This is a genomic window from Pseudomonas sp. PS01299 (assembly GCF_029960145.1).
GTDB lineage: Bacteria > Pseudomonadota > Gammaproteobacteria > Pseudomonadales > Pseudomonadaceae > Aquipseudomonas > Aquipseudomonas putida_A.
Map to the genome: position 1 here is coordinate 1 of NZ_JASCPO010000098.1, position 21,189 is coordinate 21,189.

Below are 21,189 nucleotides of genomic sequence, written 5' to 3' on the forward strand. Positions count from 1 at the left end.
GGCTCACTCCTACAGGGGGAGCGCATTCCAAATGTAGGAGTGAGCCTGCTCGCGATGGCGCCCGAACGCCCGACGAAGATCAACCAGATTTTTTTGAACAAAAATGAAACCGGTTTCAGAGGTAGATAACAATGAATAAACCTGCCGTTTCCATCAGCCTGTCCAGCTACGGCGCCGAGCTTGTGCGCCAACGCGGGCAGGACTTCTTCATCGATGTGCTGGCCGCCGCTGGCGCTGATCGCATCGAATGGCGCGAAGAGCTGCTGACTCGCGAAGTGCCCGAGCAACTGCAAGCCGCCACTCGGGCGCAGGGACTGCAAAGCATCTATTCGTCGCCGAGCGAACTGTGGCTCGCCGGTCAGGCGCGGCCCAATCCCGAGCTGATCAACGCCCTGCAACGCGCAGAGGCATTCGGCTCGAAATGGCTGAAAGTCTCGCTCGGTTACTTCACCGACAACTGTGATTTGCAGGCGCTGAAACAGCTGCTCGGCGCCAGCCCGGTGCAACTGCTGGTGGAAAACGACCAGACCTTGCAGGGCGGCCGCATCGAGCCGTTCCAGCGTTTTTTCGCGGCGGTGGAGCAGCATGATTTGCCGATCAAGATGACCTTCGACATCGGCAACTGGCAGTGGCAAGACCAGTCCGCCGCCAGCGCCGCACGCCTGCTCGGACGCCACGTCGGCTACGTGCACTGCAAAGCCGTGGCCCGCCGCGCCGACGGCAAACTGGTCGCCGTGCCGCCCGCCGTCAGCGACCTGCATTTGTGGGAACAACTGCTGCGGCACATGGCCCAAGGCGTTATGCGTGCCGCCGAATACCCGTTGCAGGGCGATGACCTGGTGGCACTGACCACCGAGCACGTCGCCGCCCTCGCCCGCCTTGGTCAATCGCGTCTGGAGCCTGCCCATGTCTGACATCGATATTCTGTCGTTCGGCGAAACCATGGCGATGCTGGTCGCCGAGCACACCGGAGATCTGGCTGCGGTCGAGCATTTTCACAAACGCATTGCCGGCGCCGACAGCAATGTGGCGATCGGCCTGTCGCGGCTGGGTTTCAACGTCGCGTGGCTGAGCCGGGTCGGCGCCGATTCCCTCGGACGTTTTGTAGTCGAGACCTTGATCAAGGAAGGTCTGGATTGCAGTCACGTCGCGGTCGATCACCAGCACCCGACCGGTTTCCAGTTCAAGTCGCGTAACGACGACGGCAGCGACCCGCAGGTCGAGTATTTCCGCCGTGGCTCGGCGGCCAGTCATCTGTCCGTACAGTCGATCAGCGACACTTTGCTCAGTGCCCGCCACCTGCACGCCACCGGGATTCCACCGGCACTGTCGGCCAGTGCGCGGGAAATGTCGTTCGAGCTGATGACACGCATGCGTCATGCCGGGCGCAGCGTGTCGTTCGACCCCAATCTGCGCCCGAGCCTGTGGGCCTCTGAGCAAGAGATGATCCGCGAGATCAACCGCCTCGCCGCCCTCGCTCACTGGGTACTGCCGGGTTTGAGCGAAGGTCGCTTGCTGACCGGGTTCGAAGATCCGGCGGACATCGCGGCGTTTTATCTCGATCAGGGCGCCGAAGCCGTGGCGATCAAGCTTGGGCCGCAAGGTGCCTATTACCGCACGCAGTTGGATCAGGGGTTTGTCGCCGGGGTGCCGGTGGCCAACGTGGTCGACACCGTGGGTGCGGGTGATGGCTTTGCGGTTGGCATGATCAGTGCCCTGCTGGAGCATCAGAGTTTTGCCGAGGCGGTGCAACGCGCGAACTGGATTGGCAGTCGGGCGGTGCAGAGTCGCGGGGACATGGAGGGGTTGCCGACCCGGTCTGAACTCATCGTTGAATTCGAGGCCGCTGATCGCGAGCAGGCTCACTCCTACAGTGGATCTCCGCCAGTCACAGCTGCAGCGGCAAACACATAACCCTTGTAGGAGTGAGCCTGCTCGCGATGAGGCCCGCTCAGACAACCCATTAATTGAACCTGCTGCGACAAAAACAACAAGCTCAGGAGCAACACCATGAAAACCGTAACCCTCGCCGCCCGCCGCTGGTGGTACATCATGCCGATCGTGTTCATCACCTACAGCCTGGCGTATCTGGATCGCGCCAACTACGGCTTCGCCGCCGCCTCCGGCATGGCTGCCGACCTGATGATCACCCCGGGCCTGTCGTCATTGCTCGGGGCGCTGTTCTTCCTCGGTTACTTTTTCTTCCAGGTACCGGGAGCGATCTACGCGCAGAAGCACAGCGTGAAAAAGCTGATCTTCTTCAGCCTGATTTTCTGGGGCGGCCTCGCCACCCTGACCGGCGTGGTGTCGAACGCCTACTGGCTGATCGTGATTCGCTTCATGCTCGGTGTGGTAGAAGCCGCGGTGATGCCGGCGATGCTGGTTTACCTGTGCCACTGGTTCACTCGCGCCGAACGCTCGCGGGCCAACACCTTTCTGATCCTCGGCAACCCGGTAACGATGCTGTGGATGTCGGTGGTTTCGGGCTATCTGGTGCAGCACTTCAGCTGGCGCTGGATGTTCATCATCGAAGGTTTGCCGGCGGTGATCTGGGCGTTTATCTGGTGGAAGCTGGCCGATGATCGTCCTGCTCAGGCCAAGTGGCTGAGCGAACAGGAAAAGCACGACCTGGAAAGCGCTCTCGCCGCCGAACAGGTCGGGATCAAAGCGGTGAAGAACTACGCCGAAGCGTTCCGCTCGCCGAAGGTGATCATTCTGGCGCTGCAGTTTTTCTGCTGGAGCATCGGCGTCTACGGCTTCGTGCTGTGGCTGCCGTCGATCCTCAAGGCCGGCGCGCAAATGGACATGATCGAGGCCGGCTGGCTGTCGGCGCTGCCGTATCTGGCGGCGGTGATCGGCATGCTCGCGGTGTCGTGGGGCTCGGACAAACTGCAGAAGCGTAAACGCTTCGTCTGGCCGCCACTGCTGATCGCCTCCATTGCGTTCTACGGTTCCTACGCCTTGGGCGCGGAACATTTCTGGTGGTCGTACACACTGCTGGTGATCGCCGGTGCCTGCATGTACGCACCTTACGGGCCGTTCTTCGCCATCGTTCCGGAGATCCTGCCGGCCAACGTCGCCGGCGGTGCCATGGCGCTGATCAACAGCATGGGCGCGCTCGGTTCGTTCGGCGGCTCGTACCTGGTCGGCTACCTGAACAGCTCCACCGGTTCGCCCGGTGCTTCGTACCTGCTGATGAGCGGCGCGTTGCTGCTGTCGGTGGTGCTGACGATTTTTCTCAAGCCTGGCGCCAGTGATCGTGTCGTGGCCAAAGCCGTAGTCACGCGTCCCGTGCCGGCGCACTCCTGAAGAGATTTTTGCCCATGAAAAAGCAAGTCGTGCTGTACAAGAAACTGTCGCCAGCGCTGATGACGCGTCTGCAGCAACAGTGTGAAGTAACGCTGATCGAAAGCCTCGACGCCGACGGCCTGATGAAGCTACGCGACGCCCTGCCCGGCGCCCACGGTTTACTCGGCGCCAGCCTGAAACTCGACGCCGCGCTGCTCGATCTGGCGCCGCAGCTTGAGGCCATCGCCAGTGTCTCAGTGGGTGTCGACAACTACGACATCGACTACCTGACGCGGCGCGAGATCCTCCTGAGCAACACCCCGGACGTGCTCACCGAAACCACCGCCGACACCGGTTTCGCGCTGATCCTCGCCACGGCCCGGCGCGTGGTGGAACTGGCGAACATGGTGCGCAGCGGCCAATGGCATCGCAACATCGGCCCGGCGCATTTCGGCACCGATGTGCATGGCAAGACCCTGGGCATCATCGGCATGGGCCGTATCGGCGAAGCGCTGGCGCAGCGCGGGCATTTCGGTTTTGGCATGCCGGTGCTCTATCACAGCCAGTCGCGCAAACCGGCAGTCGAGACGCGTTTTGCGGCGCAGTACCGCAGCCTGGAAGCGCTGCTGCAAGAGGCCGATTTCATCTGCCTGACCCTGCCGCTGACTGCGCAGACCGAAGGCCTGATTGGCGCCGAGCAGTTTGCGTTGATGCGCCCCGAGAGCATCTTCATCAATATCTCGCGCGGCAAAGTGGTGGATGAAGCGGCGCTGATCGACGCGTTGCGCCATCAGCGGATTCGCGCAGCGGGGCTGGATGTGTTCGAGCGTGAACCGCTGAATCATGATTCGCCGTTGTTGCAGCTGAATAATGTGGTGGCAACCCCGCACATGGGTTCGGCGACGCATGAGACACGCGAGGCGATGGCTCGGTGTGCGGTGGACAATCTGCTGGCGGCTTTGGCTGGGGAGAAGCCGGTGAATCTGGTGAATCCGGTGGCTTGGCAGGGCTGAAAAATGCGCTGAATGGCAGATTGCATTCGCGAGCAAGCCCGCTCCCACAGGGTTCGGTGTGTACAGATAACATTATGTACACACCCATCCACTGTGGGAGCGGGCTTGCTCGCGAAGAGGCCAGTTCAGGCAACACAACACTGTCAGGCACTACGCGCCTGCAACAGCTGCACCGCACACAACGCAATCCGCGTACAGGCATCCGCCAGCTGCACTCGATCCAGCACCAGCCCGATGCGAATATGCCCCGCCGCACTCGGCCCGAACGCTTCGCCAGCCAGCACAGAGACCCCATAACCTTCCAGCAAGCGCTCGGCAAACCCCTGCGCGCCAAACCCGGTCTGGCGCACATCGACCATCACGAACATCCCGCCATCGGGCCGGATCGGCTGCAACCCCGGGCAACCGCGCAAACGCTCGCACACCAGATCGCGGCGCAACCGATATTCCTCGCGCATCTGCGTCACCTCCGGCAGATCGCTTGCCAACGCGACCTCCGCTGCTTTCTGCACGAAATCCGGCAGACCGAACAGCATGCTCAACGACAGGTTCACCAGATGCTCGGCCAGCACCTTCGGCCCGATCGACCAGCCAATGCGCCAGCCGGTCATGGCATGGGATTTCGACAGGCTGTTGATGGTTGCCGTGCGTTCGGCCATGCCCGGCAGGCTCGCCGGGCTGATGTGCTCGCCCTCGTACAGCAGATCGCTGTAGACCTCGTCGCTGATCAGCCACAAATCGTGGCGCACGCACAGCGCCGCCAGCTCTTGCCAGATCAGCAGCGACAGGCTCGCGCCGGAAGGATTATTCGGACTGTTGAGCAACATCGCGCGGGTCTTCGGCGTGATCCGCGCGGCGACATCGGCGGGGTCAACGCGAAAGCCATTCTCCGGCCTGACCGGCACCGGCACCACTGTCGCGCCGCACGCGCCGAACACACCCTCATAGGTCACGTACATCGGCTCGGCGACGATCACTTCGTCACCCGGATCCAGCAGGCATTGCGCGACCGAATACACCGCGCATTGCGCGCCGGGCAGCACGATCACGTGCTCGGCATCCACCACCTGACCGCTGCGCCGCTGGTGGCGGGCGGCGATCAATTTGCGCAGCGCCAAGCGACCACGCACTTCGGAATAATGCGTATCGCCGGCCAGCAGACTGTCGATGGCGCCATGAATGATCGGCAGCGGCGTATCGAAATCCGGATCCCCCACGCTCAGCAGCAGGATATCGACGCCCTCGGCGCGCAGCTCCAGCGCTCGGTCATGAATCTGCCAGGCAGCGGCTCCCTCCCCGGCGATGCGTTGGGTCAAGGCTGAATAGCGCATGCACGTCTCCTGATTGCGCGGTCTCCAGCCTTCACCCTAGGTCAAATCACAAACCGCGCCAGCCGCTTTGTCCTTTGGATGAATTTAAAGAAGAACTTCGTACAGTGGTCGATTAGCAGTCGACTGACTACCTGTCAGAGTTGACAGTAGACCCACTTCACAAACGCTCGCTTAATCAACATGAGGAAACAACTGCGGCCCCCTCTAATCGAAACGACGGAGTGTTGAAACGATGACGAATCTGAATGAAAAAATCCTCTTATTGGACGCACCGGAAATCCCCGATGCGCTACCCAATTTCCCTGGCAGTCAGGTTAACCTGTTGCCATTGAGTGCATTGGTATCTCCTCTGAAAGTGTTAATTCCAGAATGGTATAGTTCACCTTCTGATCCAGGCGTGCCCGTACTGTTAAGGCTGTTGTTAAACGGGAATAGGGTGGCGGACTATCCTTTTACGACACCCATCGACCCGGCGCTTTTCCCATTCGAGGCCCATATTCCTGAGGCACACCTGGTACAAGAAGGCGTATATGAGGTTTCATACATCCTCGATATTGGCGGGAATGAAGACATGGCCGCGAGCACGCCGATTACGGTCGATCTAACGGCTCCCAACTTCGGCAATCCGGGAGAACCTCCGCAATTTCCACCAGAAATCGACAGTGAGGGGATCACACCGCAGTATCTCGCCGCCCACAATGATGAAGTTCTGGTAACCATTGCCATCTATATGCAGCAGCGAGCCTGCGACAGCATCGAATTTCACTTTGGCTCACTTGCGGCGGAGCCAGTCATCATTGAAACGGTGCATGACGCAACTTCACGTACCGTTATCAAACTGAGTGGCGCGATTATCCGTGAGATAGGTTCCGGCACGATGTTCGCGTTTTACAGGCTGCGCGATCGTGCAGGAAACCTTGGGCAACAGTCTTCGTTTAAGCAAGTCAAAGTGGACCTGTCTTGAAGCGCTGACTCTTCGAGGTGGGCCGAACACTCATCTGGTTCGGCCCACATCAGGCAACTGCGTATTTCTCAAATCACAAACCGCGCCACCATGGCATTCAAATCCACCGCCAGACGCGACAGTTCATGGGTTGCGGCGCTGGTCTGATTCGCGCCGGCGGCGGACTGCGTGGCCAGATCACGGATGTTGACCAGGTTGCGGTCGACCTCACGCGAGACCTGCGCCTGTTCTTCCGAGGCACTGGCGATCACCAGGTTGCGTTCGTTGATCTGGTGGATCGACTGGGTGATTTGCTCCAGCGCCACACCCGCAGCGCGGGCCATTTCCAGAGTGGTCTGGGTGCGCTGGTTGCTTTGCTGCATCGACGACACCGCTTCGCCGGTACCGTTCTGGATGCCGGCGACCATTTTTTCGATTTCCTGAGTCGATTGCGCAGTGCGATGGGCCAAGGCGCGTACTTCGTCCGCTACCACCGCAAAACCGCGTCCGGCCTCACCGGCACGCGCTGCTTCGATCGCCGCGTTGAGGGCCAGCAGGTTGGTCTGTTCGGCGATGGCGCGGATCACATCCAGCACCTTGCCGATGTCACGACCCTGCGCGGCGAGGCCTTCGATCATTTGCGCGGTGCTCTGCACGTCATGGGTCATGGTCTGGATCGCGTCGACGGTTTTCACCACTTGATCGCGACCTTCGCGGGCGGCCTGGGTCGACTGGTTCGAGGCTTCGGAGGTCGAGACCGCGTTACGTGCGACTTCTTCCACAGCGGCGGTCATTTCGTTGACGGCGGTGGCGGCTTGTTCGATCTCGTTGTTCTGCTGTTGCAGGCCACGGGAAGCCTCCTCGGTGACAGCGCTCAACTCTTCGGCCGCCGCGCCCAACTGAGTCGCGGAGCCGGCGATCTGTTCGATGGTTTTGCGCAGGTTGATCTGCATCGTGGACAGGGCTTGCAGCAGTTGGGTGGCTTCGTCCTTGCCATCGACTTCGATGGACTGGGTCAAGTTGCCGCCGGCGATGGTTTGCGCAGCCTGTACGGCACGATTCAATGGGGTGACGATGCTGCGAGTCAGCAACAGGGCCAGCAGTACCGTGGCGAGCGCGGCGACCACGGCAACAACGATGATGCCGGTAATGGCGCTGTCGTAATGTTCACCGGCCTGATTGGAGGCGACTTTCGCGCCCGCCGCGTTGATTGCGATCAGCTTGTTCAGTTGTTCGCCCATCTGGTCGGTGCCGTCCTTGATCCGCGTGTTGATCAAGGTGCGCATCTCGTCGACCTTGTCCTGACGCGACAGCTCCATCATCTGGTTTTGCGCTTGCAGGTAGTTGTCGAGCGTGGTCGCGAACGTCTGATACAACGCACGCTCTTCGCTCTCTGCCGGCAACGCGGCGTAACTGGCCTGAGCACTGCGCACCTTGTCCACCAGCACGCCGATGCGTGTTTGCGCTTCTTGCAGACCTGCCGGGTCGCGGTTGACCAGAATCCGGAACGACAGAATCCGCAGGCGCAGAACGTTTTCCGTGACCACGCCAAGGTAGGTGACGCTGGGCAGTTGATTGGTCTCCATGTCGATGGAAGCCTGGCGGATGGTCGACATGCGGTTGACGGCGAACACACCAAGGACAATCACCAGCAAGGCGATAAAGGCAAAACCGAGGAAGGCACGGGGCGCGATATTCAGGTTACGCAAGGACATGGTTGGACTCTCGGATAGAGGTAGCTGCGAGCGTCCGTGCCGTCATCACTGGCCCTTGGGGGCGGGACCAGTCAGGCGTCACTGTTCGAGGGAATCTGTGTGCGCCTGATCTCTGTATCGGCGGGGCTTTAGGAAGATTTCGTGTAAAGCGAAAATATTTTTCAAGGTGTTTCAGCGCTGAAACACCTTGACACTAACCCCCTGTGGAGAGGGGATTTATCCCCTCTCCACAACATCTTCACGCAATCAGCTATTGAGTTTGGCCATCTGCCAGACGCGGGCGATGTCAGTCGCCCGTTCGCGCAACAAGCGTGGAGCTTCGGCACAGGCCTGCTCCAGGGTCATCGGGCCGCTGGTGACGGCGAATGCGGCGTCGATGCCGTGCTCGTAGAGTTCCTGATAACCCTCACCCAAGGTGCCGGCGATGACGATCACCGGCACGCCGTGCTGCTTGGCAATCCGCGCCACGCCGAACGGGGTCTTGCCGCGCAAGGTCTGCGCGTCGAAGCGCCCTTCTCCCGTGATCACCAGGACGGCGCCGTTTGCCGCTTCGGCCAGCCCCACCAGTTCGGCAACCACTTCCACGCCGGCCTGAAATTGCGCACCGAGAAACGCCTTGGCCGCAAAACCCAATCCCCCCGCCGCACCACTGCCCGGCTCATCGCGAACGTCCTTGCCCAACGCTTGCGCGCAGAGCTCGGCGAAATGCCCCAGCGCCTGATCCAGTTGCTGCACGTGTGCCGGTGAAGCGCCCTTTTGCGGGCCGAAAATCGCCGAGGCCCCGTGCGGGCCGCACAGCGGGTTGTTGACGTCGGCGGCGATGTCGAAGCGCACGTGGGCCAGACGCGGATCAAGCTCGCTCAAGTCCAGTCGCGCCAGTTGTGCCAGCGCCAAGCCGCCCGGCACCAATGGCTGACCCTGCGCATCGAGCAATTTCACCCCAAGCGCCTGCATCGCGCCGGCGCCGCCGTCGTTGGTGGCGCTGCCGCCAATCGCCAGAATCACCCGTTGCGCGCCGGCATCCAGCGCGGCGCGAATCAGTTCGCCGGTGCCGAAAGTGCTGGTGATGCAGGCATCGCGTTGCCCCGTAGGCACTAATTGCAAACCACTGGCCTCGGCCATTTCGATGATCGCGGTGTGATTGTGTGGCAACCAGCCCCACGCGGCGTCGACCGGCGCACCCAGCGGCCCGCGTACTCGGGTGCGGCGCAGTTCACCCTCGCATGCGGCGAGAATCGATTCCACCGTGCCCTCGCCGCCGTCGGCCATCGGGCATTTGACCAGTGTTGCTTGCGGCCAGACTTGCGCCAGCCCCAGCGCAATGGCCTCGGCAACGCCTTGGGCACTTAGGCTGTCCTTGAACGAATCGGGGGCGATGACGATCTTCATGCGAATTCTCCAGTTCCAATGCCGTTCATGCTGCCAGTCGGCCTGCGCATTGACGCCTGTCCGCTGCACAAGCGCGGTGGGCGTTTATTGTTCATTTCTACAAAAGCCTTGGGGATGAATGTAGTGGCCCTATCGCGAGCAGGCTCACTCCTACATTTGAAATGCGTTCCCCTGTAGGAGTGAGCCTGCTCGCGATGGCGTCGGTGAAAACATCCGATCAGCCCGGATCAATGTGCGGCAGCAATTGCACCCCGAGATATAGCGCCAGCATCCCGTCGAGTTTCAGCGGATCAACCCCGCTCAACTCAGCAATCCGCTCCATTCGATAACGCAAGCTGTTGCGATGAATGCCCAGCGCATCGGCGCAGGCCTGACTCTGCCCGTCGTGTTCACACCAACTGCGCAGGGTCGCGAGCAACTGGCCATTGCCGTCCTTGGCGATAACTTTGCGCAACGGTTTGAGCAATTCATCCAGCGCATCATCGTTGCGATGGCGCCAGAGCATCACCGGCAAGCGATAGCGATTGAGCGTCAGCAAGCGCGAATTCGGCAGCACTTCCCGGCCATAAGCCAGCAGATCGCCAACCCGCCGATAACAGCGGCGTAACCCGGCCAGCCCATCCGCCTGCCCGCCCACAGCGATGCGCAGAATGTTCCAGCCGAGGCCATCGAGTTTTTCCAGCAGGCGATCATGCTCAACCGTTTGACTTGCGGGTCGGCACCACAGCAGCGACGACTTGGCCGAACTCACGCACCAGCTGTCCGGATAGCGCGAGGTCAGCCACGCGCTCAACGCCTCGACGGTTTGCCCCGGCCCATGCTCCAGACCCAGTTCGAACAGATACGGCACCCGGGTCAACTGCGGCTTGAGCCCCAGTTGCTGCGCCTCATCGACCAGCCGCGGCGAGTCGCCGGCTTCGCTCAACAGCAACGCCAACAGGTCATCGCAACGCTGGCGCCGCCATTGCTGCTCGGCCTGCTGGTTGCGCTGGCCGACGAGCATTTCGGCGGTCATGCGCACCAGTTCGGCGTAGGTGCGCAGTTGCTCCGGTTCGCCGGTAATACCGAGCACGCCGATCAGGCGTTGATCGAGCATCAGCGGCAGGTTGATCCCCGGCTGCACACCCTTCAAATGCACGGCGGTTTGTGCATCGATCTCTACCACCCGCCCGTTGGCCAGCACCAGTTGCGCACCTTCGTGACGGGTGTTGATGCGCTCCAGCTCGCCGCTGCCAAGGATCAGGCCCTGGCTGTCCATGACGTTGACGTTGTAGGGCAAAATGGCCATGGCCCGGTCGACGATATCCTGAGCGAGGTCGTGATCGAGTTCGAACATGATCGGCAAAATCCTTAAGCAGCGGCGGCGGACGGTTGTTCACCCGCACAGGGTCTGGCGGCAAACCCTGTGCTCAGGCACAAAGACAATCCGGCCACAGGTGGCCGAGACTCTCGGGGCGATCAACGTTAACCTGTGCATCGCAAAAAATCATAATAAAGAGAGAGCCGCTATGTCGCAGAGCGCCGCAGCTACCCAGACCATCGACGACGGTAAAAACGCCGTCTACAAACGCATCACCCTGCGTTTGATCCCCTTCATCTTCATCTGCTACCTGTTCAACTACCTCGACCGGGTCAACGTTGGCTTCGCCAAACTGCAGATGCTCGACGCATTGAAGTTCAGTGAAACCGTTTACGGCCTCGGTGCCGGGATCTTCTTCATCGGCTACGTGCTGTGCGGCGTGCCGAGCAACCTGGCGCTGACCCGATTCGGCCCGCGCCGCTGGATCGCCCTGATGATGATCACTTGGGGCACGCTGTCGACCTGCCTGTTGTTCGTCACCACCCCGACCCAGTTCTACACCCTGCGCCTGTTCACCGGTGCGGCCGAAGCCGGGTTCTTCCCGGGTGTGGTGCTGTACCTCTCGCAGTGGTTCCCGACGTTCCGCCGTGGGCGGATCATGGCACTGTTCATGTCGGCGATCCCGGTCTCGGGCCTGCTCGGCAGCCCATTCTCCGGCTGGATCCTCAATCACTTCGCCGCCGGGCAAGGTGGACTGGCCGGCTGGCAGTGGATGTTCCTGCTGCAAGGTATTCCGACCGTGATCCTCGGCGCCCTCGCCTATTTCCTGCTCAGCGACAACTTCGCCAATGCCAAGTGGCTGAGTCCGCATGAGCGCGCGGTGCTTGAGGCGGATCAGGCCGAAGACCTGGCGAACAAACCGAAAACCACTTCCGACTCACTGCTCGCGGTGTTCAAGAACCCGGCGATCTGGGCCTTTGGCCTGATCTACTTCTGCATCCAGAGCGGCGTGTACGCGATCAACTTCTGGCTGCCGTCGATCATCAAGAACCTAGGCTTCAGCGACAACCTGGTGATTGGCTGGCTGAGTGCGATTCCTTACCTGCTGGCGGCGGTGTTCATGTTGCTGGTCGGGCGTTCGGCGGACTTGCGCAAAGAACGGCGCTGGCACTTGGTGGTGCCGATGCTGATGGGCGCGCTCGGTCTGCTGATCGCGGTGAACTTCGCCGCCAACCCGGCCATCGCCATCCTCGGCCTGACCATTGCCACCATGGGCGCGCTGACCGGTCTGCCGATGTTCTGGCCAGTGCCGACTGCCCTGTTGAGCGCGGGCGCCGCGGCCGGTGGTCTGGCGTTGATCAACTCGATGGGGCAAATGGCCGGTTTCCTCAGCCCGTACCTGGTGGGTTGGGTCAAGGAAAGCACCGGTTCGACCGATGCGGCGTTGTATTTGCTGGCGGGGGTGATTGTCGGCGGCAGCTTGCTGGCGTTGCGCATGACGCGGACGCTGCGGGCTTAATCATCACGCATCAAGATCAAAAGATCGCAGCCTGCGGCAGCTCCTACATGCATGGAAATACGCGTTTCCCTGTAGGAGTTGCCGCAGGCTGCGATCTTTTTTTGCTCACTGATTGCAACGCCCGAACTTGCCAATCACGGAAAAATCCCGCAAAAACGCACGAATCTTTAAAGGATTTTTACCAATGAGCTCGATTCTCGATCTGGAGATCTTCGTCCGCGTGGCCGACTCCGGCAGTATTTCTTCCGCTGCCCGCACGCTTGAACTGACGCCGGCCGCCGCAAGCATCGCCTTGAAGCGCCTGGAAACCCGCCTCGGTATCCGCCTGCTCGCGCGCTCTACGCGCAGCATGCGCCTGACCGAAGAAGGTCGGCGTTATCTCGACAGCGTACGCATCGCCCTGTCCGCCCTGGCCGAAGGTGAGCAGGCACTGAAGCAACACGGCGAAGGCCTCAGTGGTGTGCTGCAACTGGCGGCGCCCTCGGACTTCGGGCGCAACGTGTTGTTGCCGTGGCTGGACGACTTCAAACGTGCGCACCCGAATATCCAGCTGCAATTGCTGCTCAACGATCGGCACGCCGATCTGTTCCGCGAAACCGTGGATGTCGCGCTGCGCTTTGGTGTGCCCAGTGATTCGACGCTGGTAGCGTTGCCAATTCTGCCGGCGCATCGCCGCGTTGCCTGCGTCAGCCCGGACTATCTCGCCCGCCATGGCACACCGCAACATCCCGGCGAACTGCGCGAACACAGCGCCCTGCTCTACCTGCGCAATGGTCGGCCCTACAACACCTGGCATTTCAGTCGCGAGGACGAAACGCTGGAAGTGGAAGTCCACGGCGATTACTTCAGCGATGACGGCGAAGTCGCGCGGCGCTGGGCCCTGGCCGGGCATGGCATTGCCTACAAAGCCTGGCTGGACGTCGCCGAGGATGTGCGCGGCGGACGCCTGCTGACGCTGTTTGATGACTGGCATGGCGAGAGCGTGCCGTTCAATCTGCTGTGTCCGCATCGGGTGCAGGTGTCCGAACGCGTTCGGGTGTTGCAGGCGTTTTTGCAGACGCGTTGCGCAGCGCTCAGCCGATAATTCACTTTGCCCCGTCGGATGCTTCTGGTATTTGATTGGAGTTTTCCCACCGATAAAAGGATTTCGGCATGAGCTACCGCACACTGGGGCACTCGGGGTTGCAGGTGTCCACCCTCACCCTCGGCACGATGATGTTTGGCGAGCAGACCAGCGCCGAGGACTCGCTGCGCATCATCGACAAGGCCTGGGATCAGGGCATCAATTTCATCGACACCGCCGACGTCTACACCAACGGCCGCTCGGAAGAAATCGTCGGCGAGGCGATCGCCCGCCATCGGCACGAATGGGTGTTGGCAACCAAGGTCGGTTTCGGCCCGGCGGACGGCGTGCCGAACCGCAGCGGCTTGAGCCGCAAGCACATCTTCAATGGTCTGGAGGCCAGCCTGACCCGTCTTGGCACCGACTATCTCGACATCTATTACCTGCACCGCGAAGACCACAACACGCCGCTGGAAGTCACGGTGTCGGCGATCGGCGACCTGATTCGTCAGGGCAAGATCCGTTACTGGGGCCTGTCGAACTATCGCGGCTGGCGCATCGCCGAGGTGATTCGCATCGCTGACAAGCTCGGTATCGACCGCCCGGTGATCAGTCAGCCGCTGTACAACATCGTCAACCGCCAGGCCGAGACCGAGCAGATCAGCGCCGCGCAAACCTATGGCCTCGGCGTGGTGCCTTACAGCCCGCTGGCTCGCGGCGTGCTCAGCGGCAAGTACGCACCCGACGCCACTCCCGACGCCAACAGCCGCGCCGGGCGTCATGACAAACGCATTCTGGAAACCGAATGGCGCGTGGAATCGCTGCGCATCGCCCAGCAGATTCAGCAGTACACCCAGGGCCGTGGCGTCGGGATTGTCGAATTCGCGATTGCCTGGGTGCTGAACAACAGCGCGGTGACCTCGGCGATTGTCGGGCCGCGCACCGAACAACAGTGGGATGCTTATACCAAGGCGCAGGCGGTGCAGATCACGGCGGAGGATGAAGCGTTTATCGACTCGCTGGTGACGCCGGGGCATGCTTCGACGCCGGGGTTTAACGATGTGAGCCATTTTGTGTCGGGCCGTAAACCGCGTTCGACGTGAGCCCCCCGCCCTTACCCTAGCCCTCTCCCGGAGGAGAGGGAACCGATCGGGGAATATTGAAGCTACGCTTTTGCCTGAAGCTGTTGTGTTGAATCCATAATCGACTCGGACTTTCACATCGCTGAATGTCGCGAGACCCTACGGTCAGTCCCCTCTCCCTCTGGGAGAGGGTTAGGGTGAGGGGCTTTTGGGTTCATGTAGAAAATATTGACCGCCCCGGCCAATATTCAGCACAAAAACCACGTATCCTGCGCGCCCTGTTTGATCACCCATCCGCGAGGACAGTTTGTCTAAAGGTATCGCTCTATCGGTTTCAGCTTCGGTGCTGTTTGCCGTCATGTATTACTACACCTCGCTGCTCACTCCGTTGAGCGGCGTGGAAATCTTTGGCTGGCGGATGCTGCTCACCGTGCCGTGCATGACCGTGTTCATGCTGGTGTCGGGTGAATGGCGGCGGGTGCTGGAGTTGCTGCGCAAGGTGGCGGGCTATCCAAAGCTGATTGGCGGTCTGATTGTTTCGTCGGGTTTGCTCGGCGTGCAGTTGTGGCTGTTCATGTGGGCGCCGCTCAACGGCTACAGCCTCGATGTGTCGCTGGGTTATTTCCTGTTGCCGCTGGCGATGGTACTGACCGGGCGCATTGTGTACGGCGACAGCCTGTCGTACCTGCAGAAAATCGCGGTGTTCTTTGCCGTTCTCGGCGTGGCGAACGAGCTGTATCGGGTCGGCGGATTTTCCTGGGCGACCCTGGTGGTCGTGGTCGGTTACCCGCTGTATTTCGTCCTGCGCAAACGCCTGAAGACCGACAACCTGGGCGGTCTGTGGGTCGACATGACCTTGATGCTGCCGGTGGCGTACTGGTTCGTGCGCGGTGGTGAGCAAGGTTTCGCCGTGTTCGATCAGTATCCGGGCTTGCTCTGGCTGATTCCGCTGCTCGGTCTGATCAGTGCTTCGGCGCTGGTGGTGTACATCATTGCCAGCCGCTTGCTGCCGTTCAGCCTGTTTGGTTTGCTCAGTTACGTCGAGCCGGTGTTGCTGCTCGGCGTGGCGCTGTTGCTCGGTGAAAGCATCAAGGCCGGCGAGTGGCTGACCTACATTCCGATCTGGCTCGCCGTTGTGGTGCTGATCTTCGAAGGCTTCAAACACCTGATGCGACAACGCAGGTCTTAAAAGCAACACAAAACTACTGTGGGAGCGGAATTGCTCGCAAAAGCGTCAGTTCAGTCAACAAAGACCTTGAACGAAAGACCGAATTCGCGAGCAAGCCCGCTCCCACAGTTTTGCTGATGCAAAAAAAAATCCCGGCTGTGCATGACTGCAAGCCGGGATTTTTTCATTCTGGTGGAGGATTACTCGGTTGCGAGCACACCACGACGCACCTGATCACGCTCGATCGATTCGAACAGGGCCTTGAAGTTGCCCTCGCCGAAACCATCGTCGCCTTTACGCTGGATGAATTCGAAGAACACCGGGCCCATCAGGGTTTCCGAGAAGATCTGCAGCAGCAGGCGCTTGTCGTCCGGGTTCGACGAGCCGTCGAGCAGGATGCCGCGCGATTGCAGTTGATCCACCGGCTCGCCGTGGTTCGGCAGACGGCCTTCGAGCATTTCGTAGTAGGTGTCCGGCGGTGCGGTCATGAAGCGCATGCCGATCTTCTTCAACTGATCCCAGGTCTTGACCAGGTCGTCGGTGAGGAACGCCACGTGCTGAATGCCCTCGCCATTGAACTGCATCAGGAACTCTTCGATCTGCCCGGCGCCCTTGGACGACTCTTCGTTCAGCGGGATGCGGATCATGCCGTCCGGTGCGGTCATCGCTTTCGAGGTCAGGCCGGTGTATTCGCCCTTGATGTCGAAATAGCGGATCTCGCGGAAGTTGAACAGCTTCTCGTAGAAGTTGGCCCAGTAGGCCATGCGGCCGCGGTACACGTTGTGGGTCAGGTGGTCGATGATCTTCAGACCGGCACCGACCGGGTTGCGATCAACGCCCTCGATGAACACGAAGTCGATGTCATAGATCGAACTGCCTTCGCCGAAACGGTCGATCAGGTACAGCGGCGCGCCGCCGATGCCCTTTATCGCTGGCAGGTTCAGCTCCATCGGGCCGGTTTCGATGTGGATCGGCTGAGCACCGAGTTCCAATGCGCGGCTGTAGGCCTTTTGCGAATCCTTCACGCGGAACGCCATGCCGCACACCGACGGTCCATGCTCGGCCGCGAAATACGAGGCCACACTGTGCGGTTCGTTGTTGAGGATCAGGTTGATCGCGCCCTGACGGTACAGGTGCACGTTCTTGGAGCGGTGGGTCGCGACTTTGGTGAAGCCCATGATCTCGAAGATCGGCTCCAGGGTGCCAGGAGTCGGCGATGCGAACTCGATGAACTCAAAGCCCATCAGGCCCATTGGGTTTTCGTATAAATCTGCCATGGTGACGCCTCATCATTCTTATCAATTAACCAGAGTTATTTGTCAGTAATGCTGAGACCGGCGGGAGGTGCGCAGGAGATGCCTCGCACACTGCGGGCGAGGAAGTCACCGTAGATCAGTTGAAACCCGAATATCTTCATTGTCGACCCAAGGCTCTTGCGGGCGAGGCTTCTGCTGCCAGAAGACGTTTATTATTGTATGCGTAACCCGATTCTACACAGCGTAAATAGGGTTGTCTGCCCTCTCTATAAAATCCGCCTTTTTCGCATCGGTGCAAGGGGTTTGTTGCACACGTAAACAAGCTGAGCCTGTATCGCACTCGCCCCGCAGATCAATCGCCTGTAAGCGGCACAAGCGGCAACGGCCATCTATCATGCGTTTTGACTCCGCTGTTTTTCACAGGCGCGCCGTTGCCAGCCTGCATTCGAGAGTTTCACTCCATCGCAACAGGACGCGTCCATGCCCTTGACTGTCAAACCCCGCCGCAAACGTAGCGTGCGGATGATTGTGACCCTGCTTTGCGGCCTGCTGCCGGTGCTTTTGGGCACAGGGATTCTGTATCTGCAAGCCGAACGCACCTTGCAACAGAGCACGCAAAATACCGCCGAGGAGGCGTTGCGCCAGTTTGAACTGATGCTCGACAACACCGCCCAGGCCGCCAGCGAACTGCTGCCCCTGGCCGGCCAGCCCTGCGACAGCGTCAAACTGGCCTTGCGTGAGCAGGTGACCCGTCGACCTTTTGTACGCTCGACCAATCTGGTGTGGGACAACAACCTCTATTGCAGCTCGCTGTTCGGGGAGTTCAAGGAGGCCGTGAATCCGGGTGACTATACGCAGGGCAAACTGTGGTTGATGAATGGCAACCCCGTCACGCCCAGAACCGCGCTGTTGGTGTATCGCCTCAGCGAAGGTCGCGGTGGCGCGCTGACCACCCTCGATGGTTATCACCTGAGCAACATCCTGCGCCTGATCGGCCGGCAGACGCTGCTGTTGTTGCAGGTCGGCGATAACTGGCTGTCCGTCGATGGCAAGGTGCATCAAGGCGCCCTGCCGCCGTTACCGGTGGCGCAGAGTATGCTCGCGTCTTCGCGCTATGCCTTCAGTGTCAGTGCAGGCTTCCCGCAGGGGCAAACGTGGCGCTACATGGCCGGCGAATACCCGCCGCTGTTCAGTCTGCTGATATTTTTCGGGGTGATCGCGGGCGCTATCGCCCATGTCCTGCAACGGCGCGCCACTTCGCCCAGCCATGAGATGCTGCGCGCGCTGGAGGCTGGCGAATTCATTCCCTACTTCCAGCCGGTGGTGCATGGCGACAGCCGGAAATGGTCCGGCGCTGAAGTGCTGATGCGCTGGAATCACCCCAAGGAGGGTCTGGTGCGTCCGGATCTGTTCATTCCGTTTGCCGAACATTCAGGCCTGATCGTGCCCATGACTCGTTCGCTGATGCAGCAGACAGCCGCCCTGCTCGGCCCGTTGTCGGCGGAGTTCGACAAACCGTTCCACATCGGCATCAACATCACCGCCAGCCATTGCCAGGATCTGCAACTGGTGGAAGACTGTCGCGGGTTTCTCGCTGCTTTTGCCCCCGGCAGTATCAACCTGGTGCTGGAGCTGACCGAGCGCGAGCTGATTGAGCCAACCGATGTCACGCACCTATTGTTCGAGCAGTTGCACGCGCTGGGGGTGATGATCGCCATCGACGATTTCGGTACCGGCCATTCAAGTCTGGGCTACCTGCGAACATTCAATGTCGATTTTCTCAAGATCGACCAGAGTTTCGTCGCGATGATCGGCATTGATGCGCTGTCGCGGCATATTCTGGACACGATTATCGAACTGTCGGCCAAGCTCGATTTGGGTATTGTTGCCGAAGGTGTAGAAACTCAGGCTCAGGCTGACTATCTGACCGCACACCACGTCAACTTCCTGCAGGGCTATCTGTTCGGAAAACCCATGCCTGGCGCCGACTTCATCGATGCATTAAGTCACCATTAACTAAAAATAAATTAAGCCCGGCGCTGCGACCGGACGCACCAAATTGATACAAAACACCACTGTTGTTACATGACGACAAGATCAGGATTTACTCTTGGCGCATTAACTACTACAATTTTTTCAGCCTGTGCAAGATTGGCAGGTGAGCCATTATCACCGAGTCGCTTCAAGGCTCTTGGCTTATAGCTTTGTTTGCGGTTGGTATCAGCCAAACACACTATTGGAGTAAAGATATTGTCCAGACTCGCTGAATTTCGTGCAGCTGAAAAGGCCCTTCAGGAACAGCTCAAGCAGTTGGAATCGCTGAAGAACGATGCCGGGCTCAAGAAAGAAATCGAATTCGAAGAAAAGCTCCAGGGGCTGATGAAAACCTACGGCAAAGGCCTGAAAGACATCATCGCCATCCTCGATCCGAACCCGTCCAAGTCCGGCCTGCAAGTGTCTGCCGCACCGAAAACCCGCCGCGCTCGCGTGGTCAAGGTCTATCAGAACCCGCACACCGGTGAACTGATCGAAACCAAGGGCGGCAATCACCGCGGCCTGAAAGCCTGGAAAGAACAGTACGGTGCTGCCACCGTCGATTCCTGGTTGCGCGGTTAATCTTGCGTCAACAAACAAGCCCTGCTCTATGCAGGGCTTTTTTTTCGACAATATCTAACAAAAGCAACGATTTCCGCCACGCTAATTATCAATCTGCTTTAACACCTACAAGCCGTGAGGCTAAACATTTTGCGCCGGGATGTTGCAACCGCAACGACCGCTAAACTTTATGCTTAATTCCTTCGGGTATCTAAACCCGTAGCGGTGCAAACAGACGCTTAAAGTTTCAAGCTGTTTCTCACTGCGACTATTTCCTCGGCGCTCGCCTTATAAACCTCAGCCTGACCCGCGTAAGAAAGTACATAAGCCTTATCCTTCGCGACCGCAGCAACCAATGTTTGCGACAACACATGACGGCCGTTTTCGGTGATCGTGCAGGTGGTCTCCAGTGCATCCAGAGCGGCGAGTTTTGCCGGATGTATCTTGTTGCAAACGCTTTGATAGCCGCCCTGGAAGAAGTCTTTCTGAATAGATTTGCGCATTTCCAGCAGGACACCCTGCACATTGACCTGATGGCCTGCCTCAACCTGGCTCATGGTCAACTCCATCACCATCACCTGATTGCCGTCGGTGTCGGTTTTCACCGCGCGCTGGCGCGAAACCTGAGGGGCTTGATCGGGTAGCGCCTCCACTTCCCAGCCAGCAGGCCAAGTGATGCTCGGCTGGTCCGCCAGCGCAGGAGCGGCAAGCAAAGACGAGAAAAGGCAAACGAACAGCGCTTTGAACGGTCGGATCATTACCAGAGGCACTCGCAGATTGAGCAGCAAAGTCTGAGGCCCGGCCGCCCACAGAGCAAGCCGCGCATTCGGTTTGGCGATGCCGCCCCGCATGCGTATCATTGCGCCCATTCACTCGCCCCATTGTTACGGAGGGCCTATGAGCCTGCACGAACTGAACACTTTCCCCGGCGTCACCGCCACTCCAGACAGCGCAACCCGCAACTTCGTCTTCAACCACACCATGCTGCGTGTGAAGGACATCACCAAGTCGCTGGACTTCTACACCCGCGTCCTGGGCTTCTCGCTGGTGGAAAAGCGTGATTTCCCGGAAGCCGAATTCAGCCTGTACTTCCTCGCGCTGGTCGACAAGGCGCAGATCCCGGCCGACGCCGCCGCCCGCACCGAATGGATGAAGTCGATCCCCGGCATTCTGGAACTGACCCACAACCACGGCACCGAAAACGACGCCGACTTCGCCTATCACAATGGCAACACCGACCCACGCGGTTTCGGCCACATCTGCATCTCGGTGCCAGACATCGTTGCCGCGTGCGCACGTTTTGAAGAGCTGGGCTGTGATTTCCAGAAGCGCCTGACTGATGGCCGTATGAAAAGCCTGGCGTTCATCAAGGACCCGGATGGCTACTGGGTTGAAATCATCCAGCCTGCGCCGCTGTAACTGACTGCAAATTTCTCCTGTAGGAGTGAGCCTGCTCGCGATAGCGGTGTGTCAGGCCATGATGTTTTGAATGTGCAGCCGCCATCGCGAGCAGGCTCACTCCTACAA

The 21,189-nt window shown here is 59.9% G+C and carries 18 protein-coding genes; 12 read left to right on the plus strand and 6 right to left on the minus strand.

Translation table 11 applies throughout. The features are described 5' to 3' along the window. Nucleotides 1-131 precede the first annotated feature (131 nt). The 4 genes from QMX91_RS17660 to QMX91_RS17675 all read left to right on the plus strand — a co-directional run bounded on the left by QMX91_RS17660 (nt 132) and on the right by QMX91_RS17675 (nt 4,301). Nucleotides 132-914 carry a TIM barrel protein gene (locus QMX91_RS17660; RefSeq protein ID WP_282413107.1) on the plus strand — a complete coding sequence of 261 codons (783 nt, stop codon included), beginning with the start codon at nt 132-134 and terminating at the stop codon, nt 912-914. Next, entirely contained in the window at nt 907-1,914 is a 1,008-nt protein-coding gene (locus QMX91_RS17665) for a sugar kinase (protein ID WP_282413108.1), read from the plus strand. Before QMX91_RS17660 ends, QMX91_RS17665 begins: the two co-directional genes overlap by 8 nt. 96 nt (nt 1,915-2,010) lie before the next feature. Next, complete coding sequence (locus QMX91_RS17670) at nt 2,011-3,309, plus strand: MFS transporter (protein ID WP_135295752.1); 1,299 nt, start codon at nt 2,011-2,013, stop codon at nt 3,307-3,309. 14 nt (nt 3,310-3,323) lie between these two features. After that, nucleotides 3,324-4,301: a D-glycerate dehydrogenase gene (locus tag QMX91_RS17675; protein ID WP_282413109.1), complete on the plus strand. Its 978-nt coding sequence runs from the start codon at nt 3,324-3,326 to the stop codon at nt 4,299-4,301. Between the two features lie 143 nt (nt 4,302-4,444). Here QMX91_RS17675 and QMX91_RS17680 read toward each other — a convergent pair whose 3' ends face one another. Beyond that, nucleotides 4,445-5,632 carry an aminotransferase class I/II-fold pyridoxal phosphate-dependent enzyme gene (locus tag QMX91_RS17680; protein ID WP_098963963.1) on the minus strand — a complete coding sequence of 396 codons (1,188 nt, stop codon included), beginning with the start codon at nt 5,630-5,632 and terminating at the stop codon, nt 4,445-4,447. A gap of 232 nt (nt 5,633-5,864) precedes the next feature. On the opposite strand from QMX91_RS17680, the gene QMX91_RS17685 reads away from it, so the two are divergent. Continuing rightward, nucleotides 5,865-6,596, plus strand: coding sequence for a hypothetical protein (locus tag QMX91_RS17685; RefSeq protein ID WP_098963962.1), 732 nt, complete (start codon nt 5,865-5,867; stop codon nt 6,594-6,596). 68 nt (nt 6,597-6,664) lie between these two features. On the opposite strand, the gene QMX91_RS17690 is transcribed toward QMX91_RS17685, so the two are convergent. From QMX91_RS17690 to QMX91_RS17700, 3 genes are all read right to left on the minus strand, one after another. Next, nucleotides 6,665-8,290 carry a methyl-accepting chemotaxis protein gene (locus tag QMX91_RS17690; RefSeq protein WP_134786321.1) on the minus strand — a complete coding sequence of 542 codons (1,626 nt, stop codon included), beginning with the start codon at nt 8,288-8,290 and terminating at the stop codon, nt 6,665-6,667. A 246-nt stretch (nt 8,291-8,536) separates the two neighbouring features. Then, nucleotides 8,537-9,679, minus strand: coding sequence for a glycerate kinase (locus tag QMX91_RS17695; RefSeq protein ID WP_282413110.1), 1,143 nt, complete (start codon nt 9,677-9,679; stop codon nt 8,537-8,539). 217 nt (nt 9,680-9,896) lie between these two features. After that, the gene (locus QMX91_RS17700) at nt 9,897-11,015 is read right to left on the minus strand and encodes a sugar diacid recognition domain-containing protein (RefSeq protein WP_098963959.1); all 1,119 of its coding nucleotides are present in this window, start codon (nt 11,013-11,015) and stop codon (nt 9,897-9,899) included. Nucleotides 11,016-11,187: 172 nt separating this feature from the next. Between QMX91_RS17700 and QMX91_RS17705 the strand changes: the two genes are divergently transcribed. The 4 genes from QMX91_RS17705 to rarD all read left to right on the plus strand — a co-directional run bounded on the left by QMX91_RS17705 (nt 11,188) and on the right by rarD (nt 15,832). Beyond that, a complete protein-coding gene (locus QMX91_RS17705) occupies nt 11,188-12,498 on the plus strand; it encodes an MFS transporter (RefSeq protein WP_282413111.1) in 1,311 nt (436 codons plus the stop codon). 184 nt (nt 12,499-12,682) lie between these two features. After that, the gene (locus QMX91_RS17710; RefSeq protein ID WP_282413112.1) at nt 12,683-13,582 is read left to right on the plus strand and encodes a LysR family transcriptional regulator; all 900 of its coding nucleotides are present in this window, start codon (nt 12,683-12,685) and stop codon (nt 13,580-13,582) included. Nucleotides 13,583-13,650: 68 nt separating this feature from the next. Beyond that, a complete protein-coding gene (locus QMX91_RS17715) occupies nt 13,651-14,664 on the plus strand; it encodes an aldo/keto reductase (protein WP_282413113.1) in 1,014 nt (337 codons plus the stop codon). Nucleotides 14,665-14,950: 286 nt separating this feature from the next. After that, entirely contained in the window at nt 14,951-15,832 is an 882-nt protein-coding gene (rarD, locus tag QMX91_RS17720; RefSeq protein WP_027611999.1) for an EamA family transporter RarD, read from the plus strand. 179 nt (nt 15,833-16,011) lie between these two features. Here rarD and hppD read toward each other — a convergent pair whose 3' ends face one another. Then, a complete protein-coding gene (gene hppD / locus QMX91_RS17725) occupies nt 16,012-17,088 on the minus strand; it encodes a 4-hydroxyphenylpyruvate dioxygenase (RefSeq protein WP_103368986.1) in 1,077 nt (358 codons plus the stop codon). Nucleotides 17,089-17,547: 459 nt separating this feature from the next. Between hppD and QMX91_RS17730 the strand changes: the two genes are divergently transcribed. Together QMX91_RS17730 and QMX91_RS17735 are read left to right on the plus strand one after the other, a co-directional pair. Further along, nucleotides 17,548-19,083 carry an EAL domain-containing protein gene (locus tag QMX91_RS17730; protein ID WP_282413114.1) on the plus strand — a complete coding sequence of 512 codons (1,536 nt, stop codon included), beginning with the start codon at nt 17,548-17,550 and terminating at the stop codon, nt 19,081-19,083. A gap of 234 nt (nt 19,084-19,317) precedes the next feature. After that, nucleotides 19,318-19,683 (plus strand): histone-like nucleoid-structuring protein, MvaT/MvaU family, encoded by a 366-nt coding sequence (locus tag QMX91_RS17735; RefSeq protein WP_003224630.1) that lies wholly within the window; start codon nt 19,318-19,320, stop codon nt 19,681-19,683. A 218-nt stretch (nt 19,684-19,901) separates the two neighbouring features. Here the strand turns inward: QMX91_RS17735 and QMX91_RS17740 are convergent, their stop codons facing one another. Further along, the gene (locus QMX91_RS17740; protein ID WP_282413115.1) at nt 19,902-20,420 is read right to left on the minus strand and encodes a DUF4946 domain-containing protein; all 519 of its coding nucleotides are present in this window, start codon (nt 20,418-20,420) and stop codon (nt 19,902-19,904) included. 139 nt (nt 20,421-20,559) lie between these two features. Here QMX91_RS17740 and gloA point away from each other — a divergent pair, with 139 nt between their 5' ends. Next, complete coding sequence (gene gloA, locus QMX91_RS17745; protein ID WP_007963339.1) at nt 20,560-21,081, plus strand: lactoylglutathione lyase; 522 nt, start codon at nt 20,560-20,562, stop codon at nt 21,079-21,081. Nucleotides 21,082-21,189 lie beyond the last annotated feature (108 nt).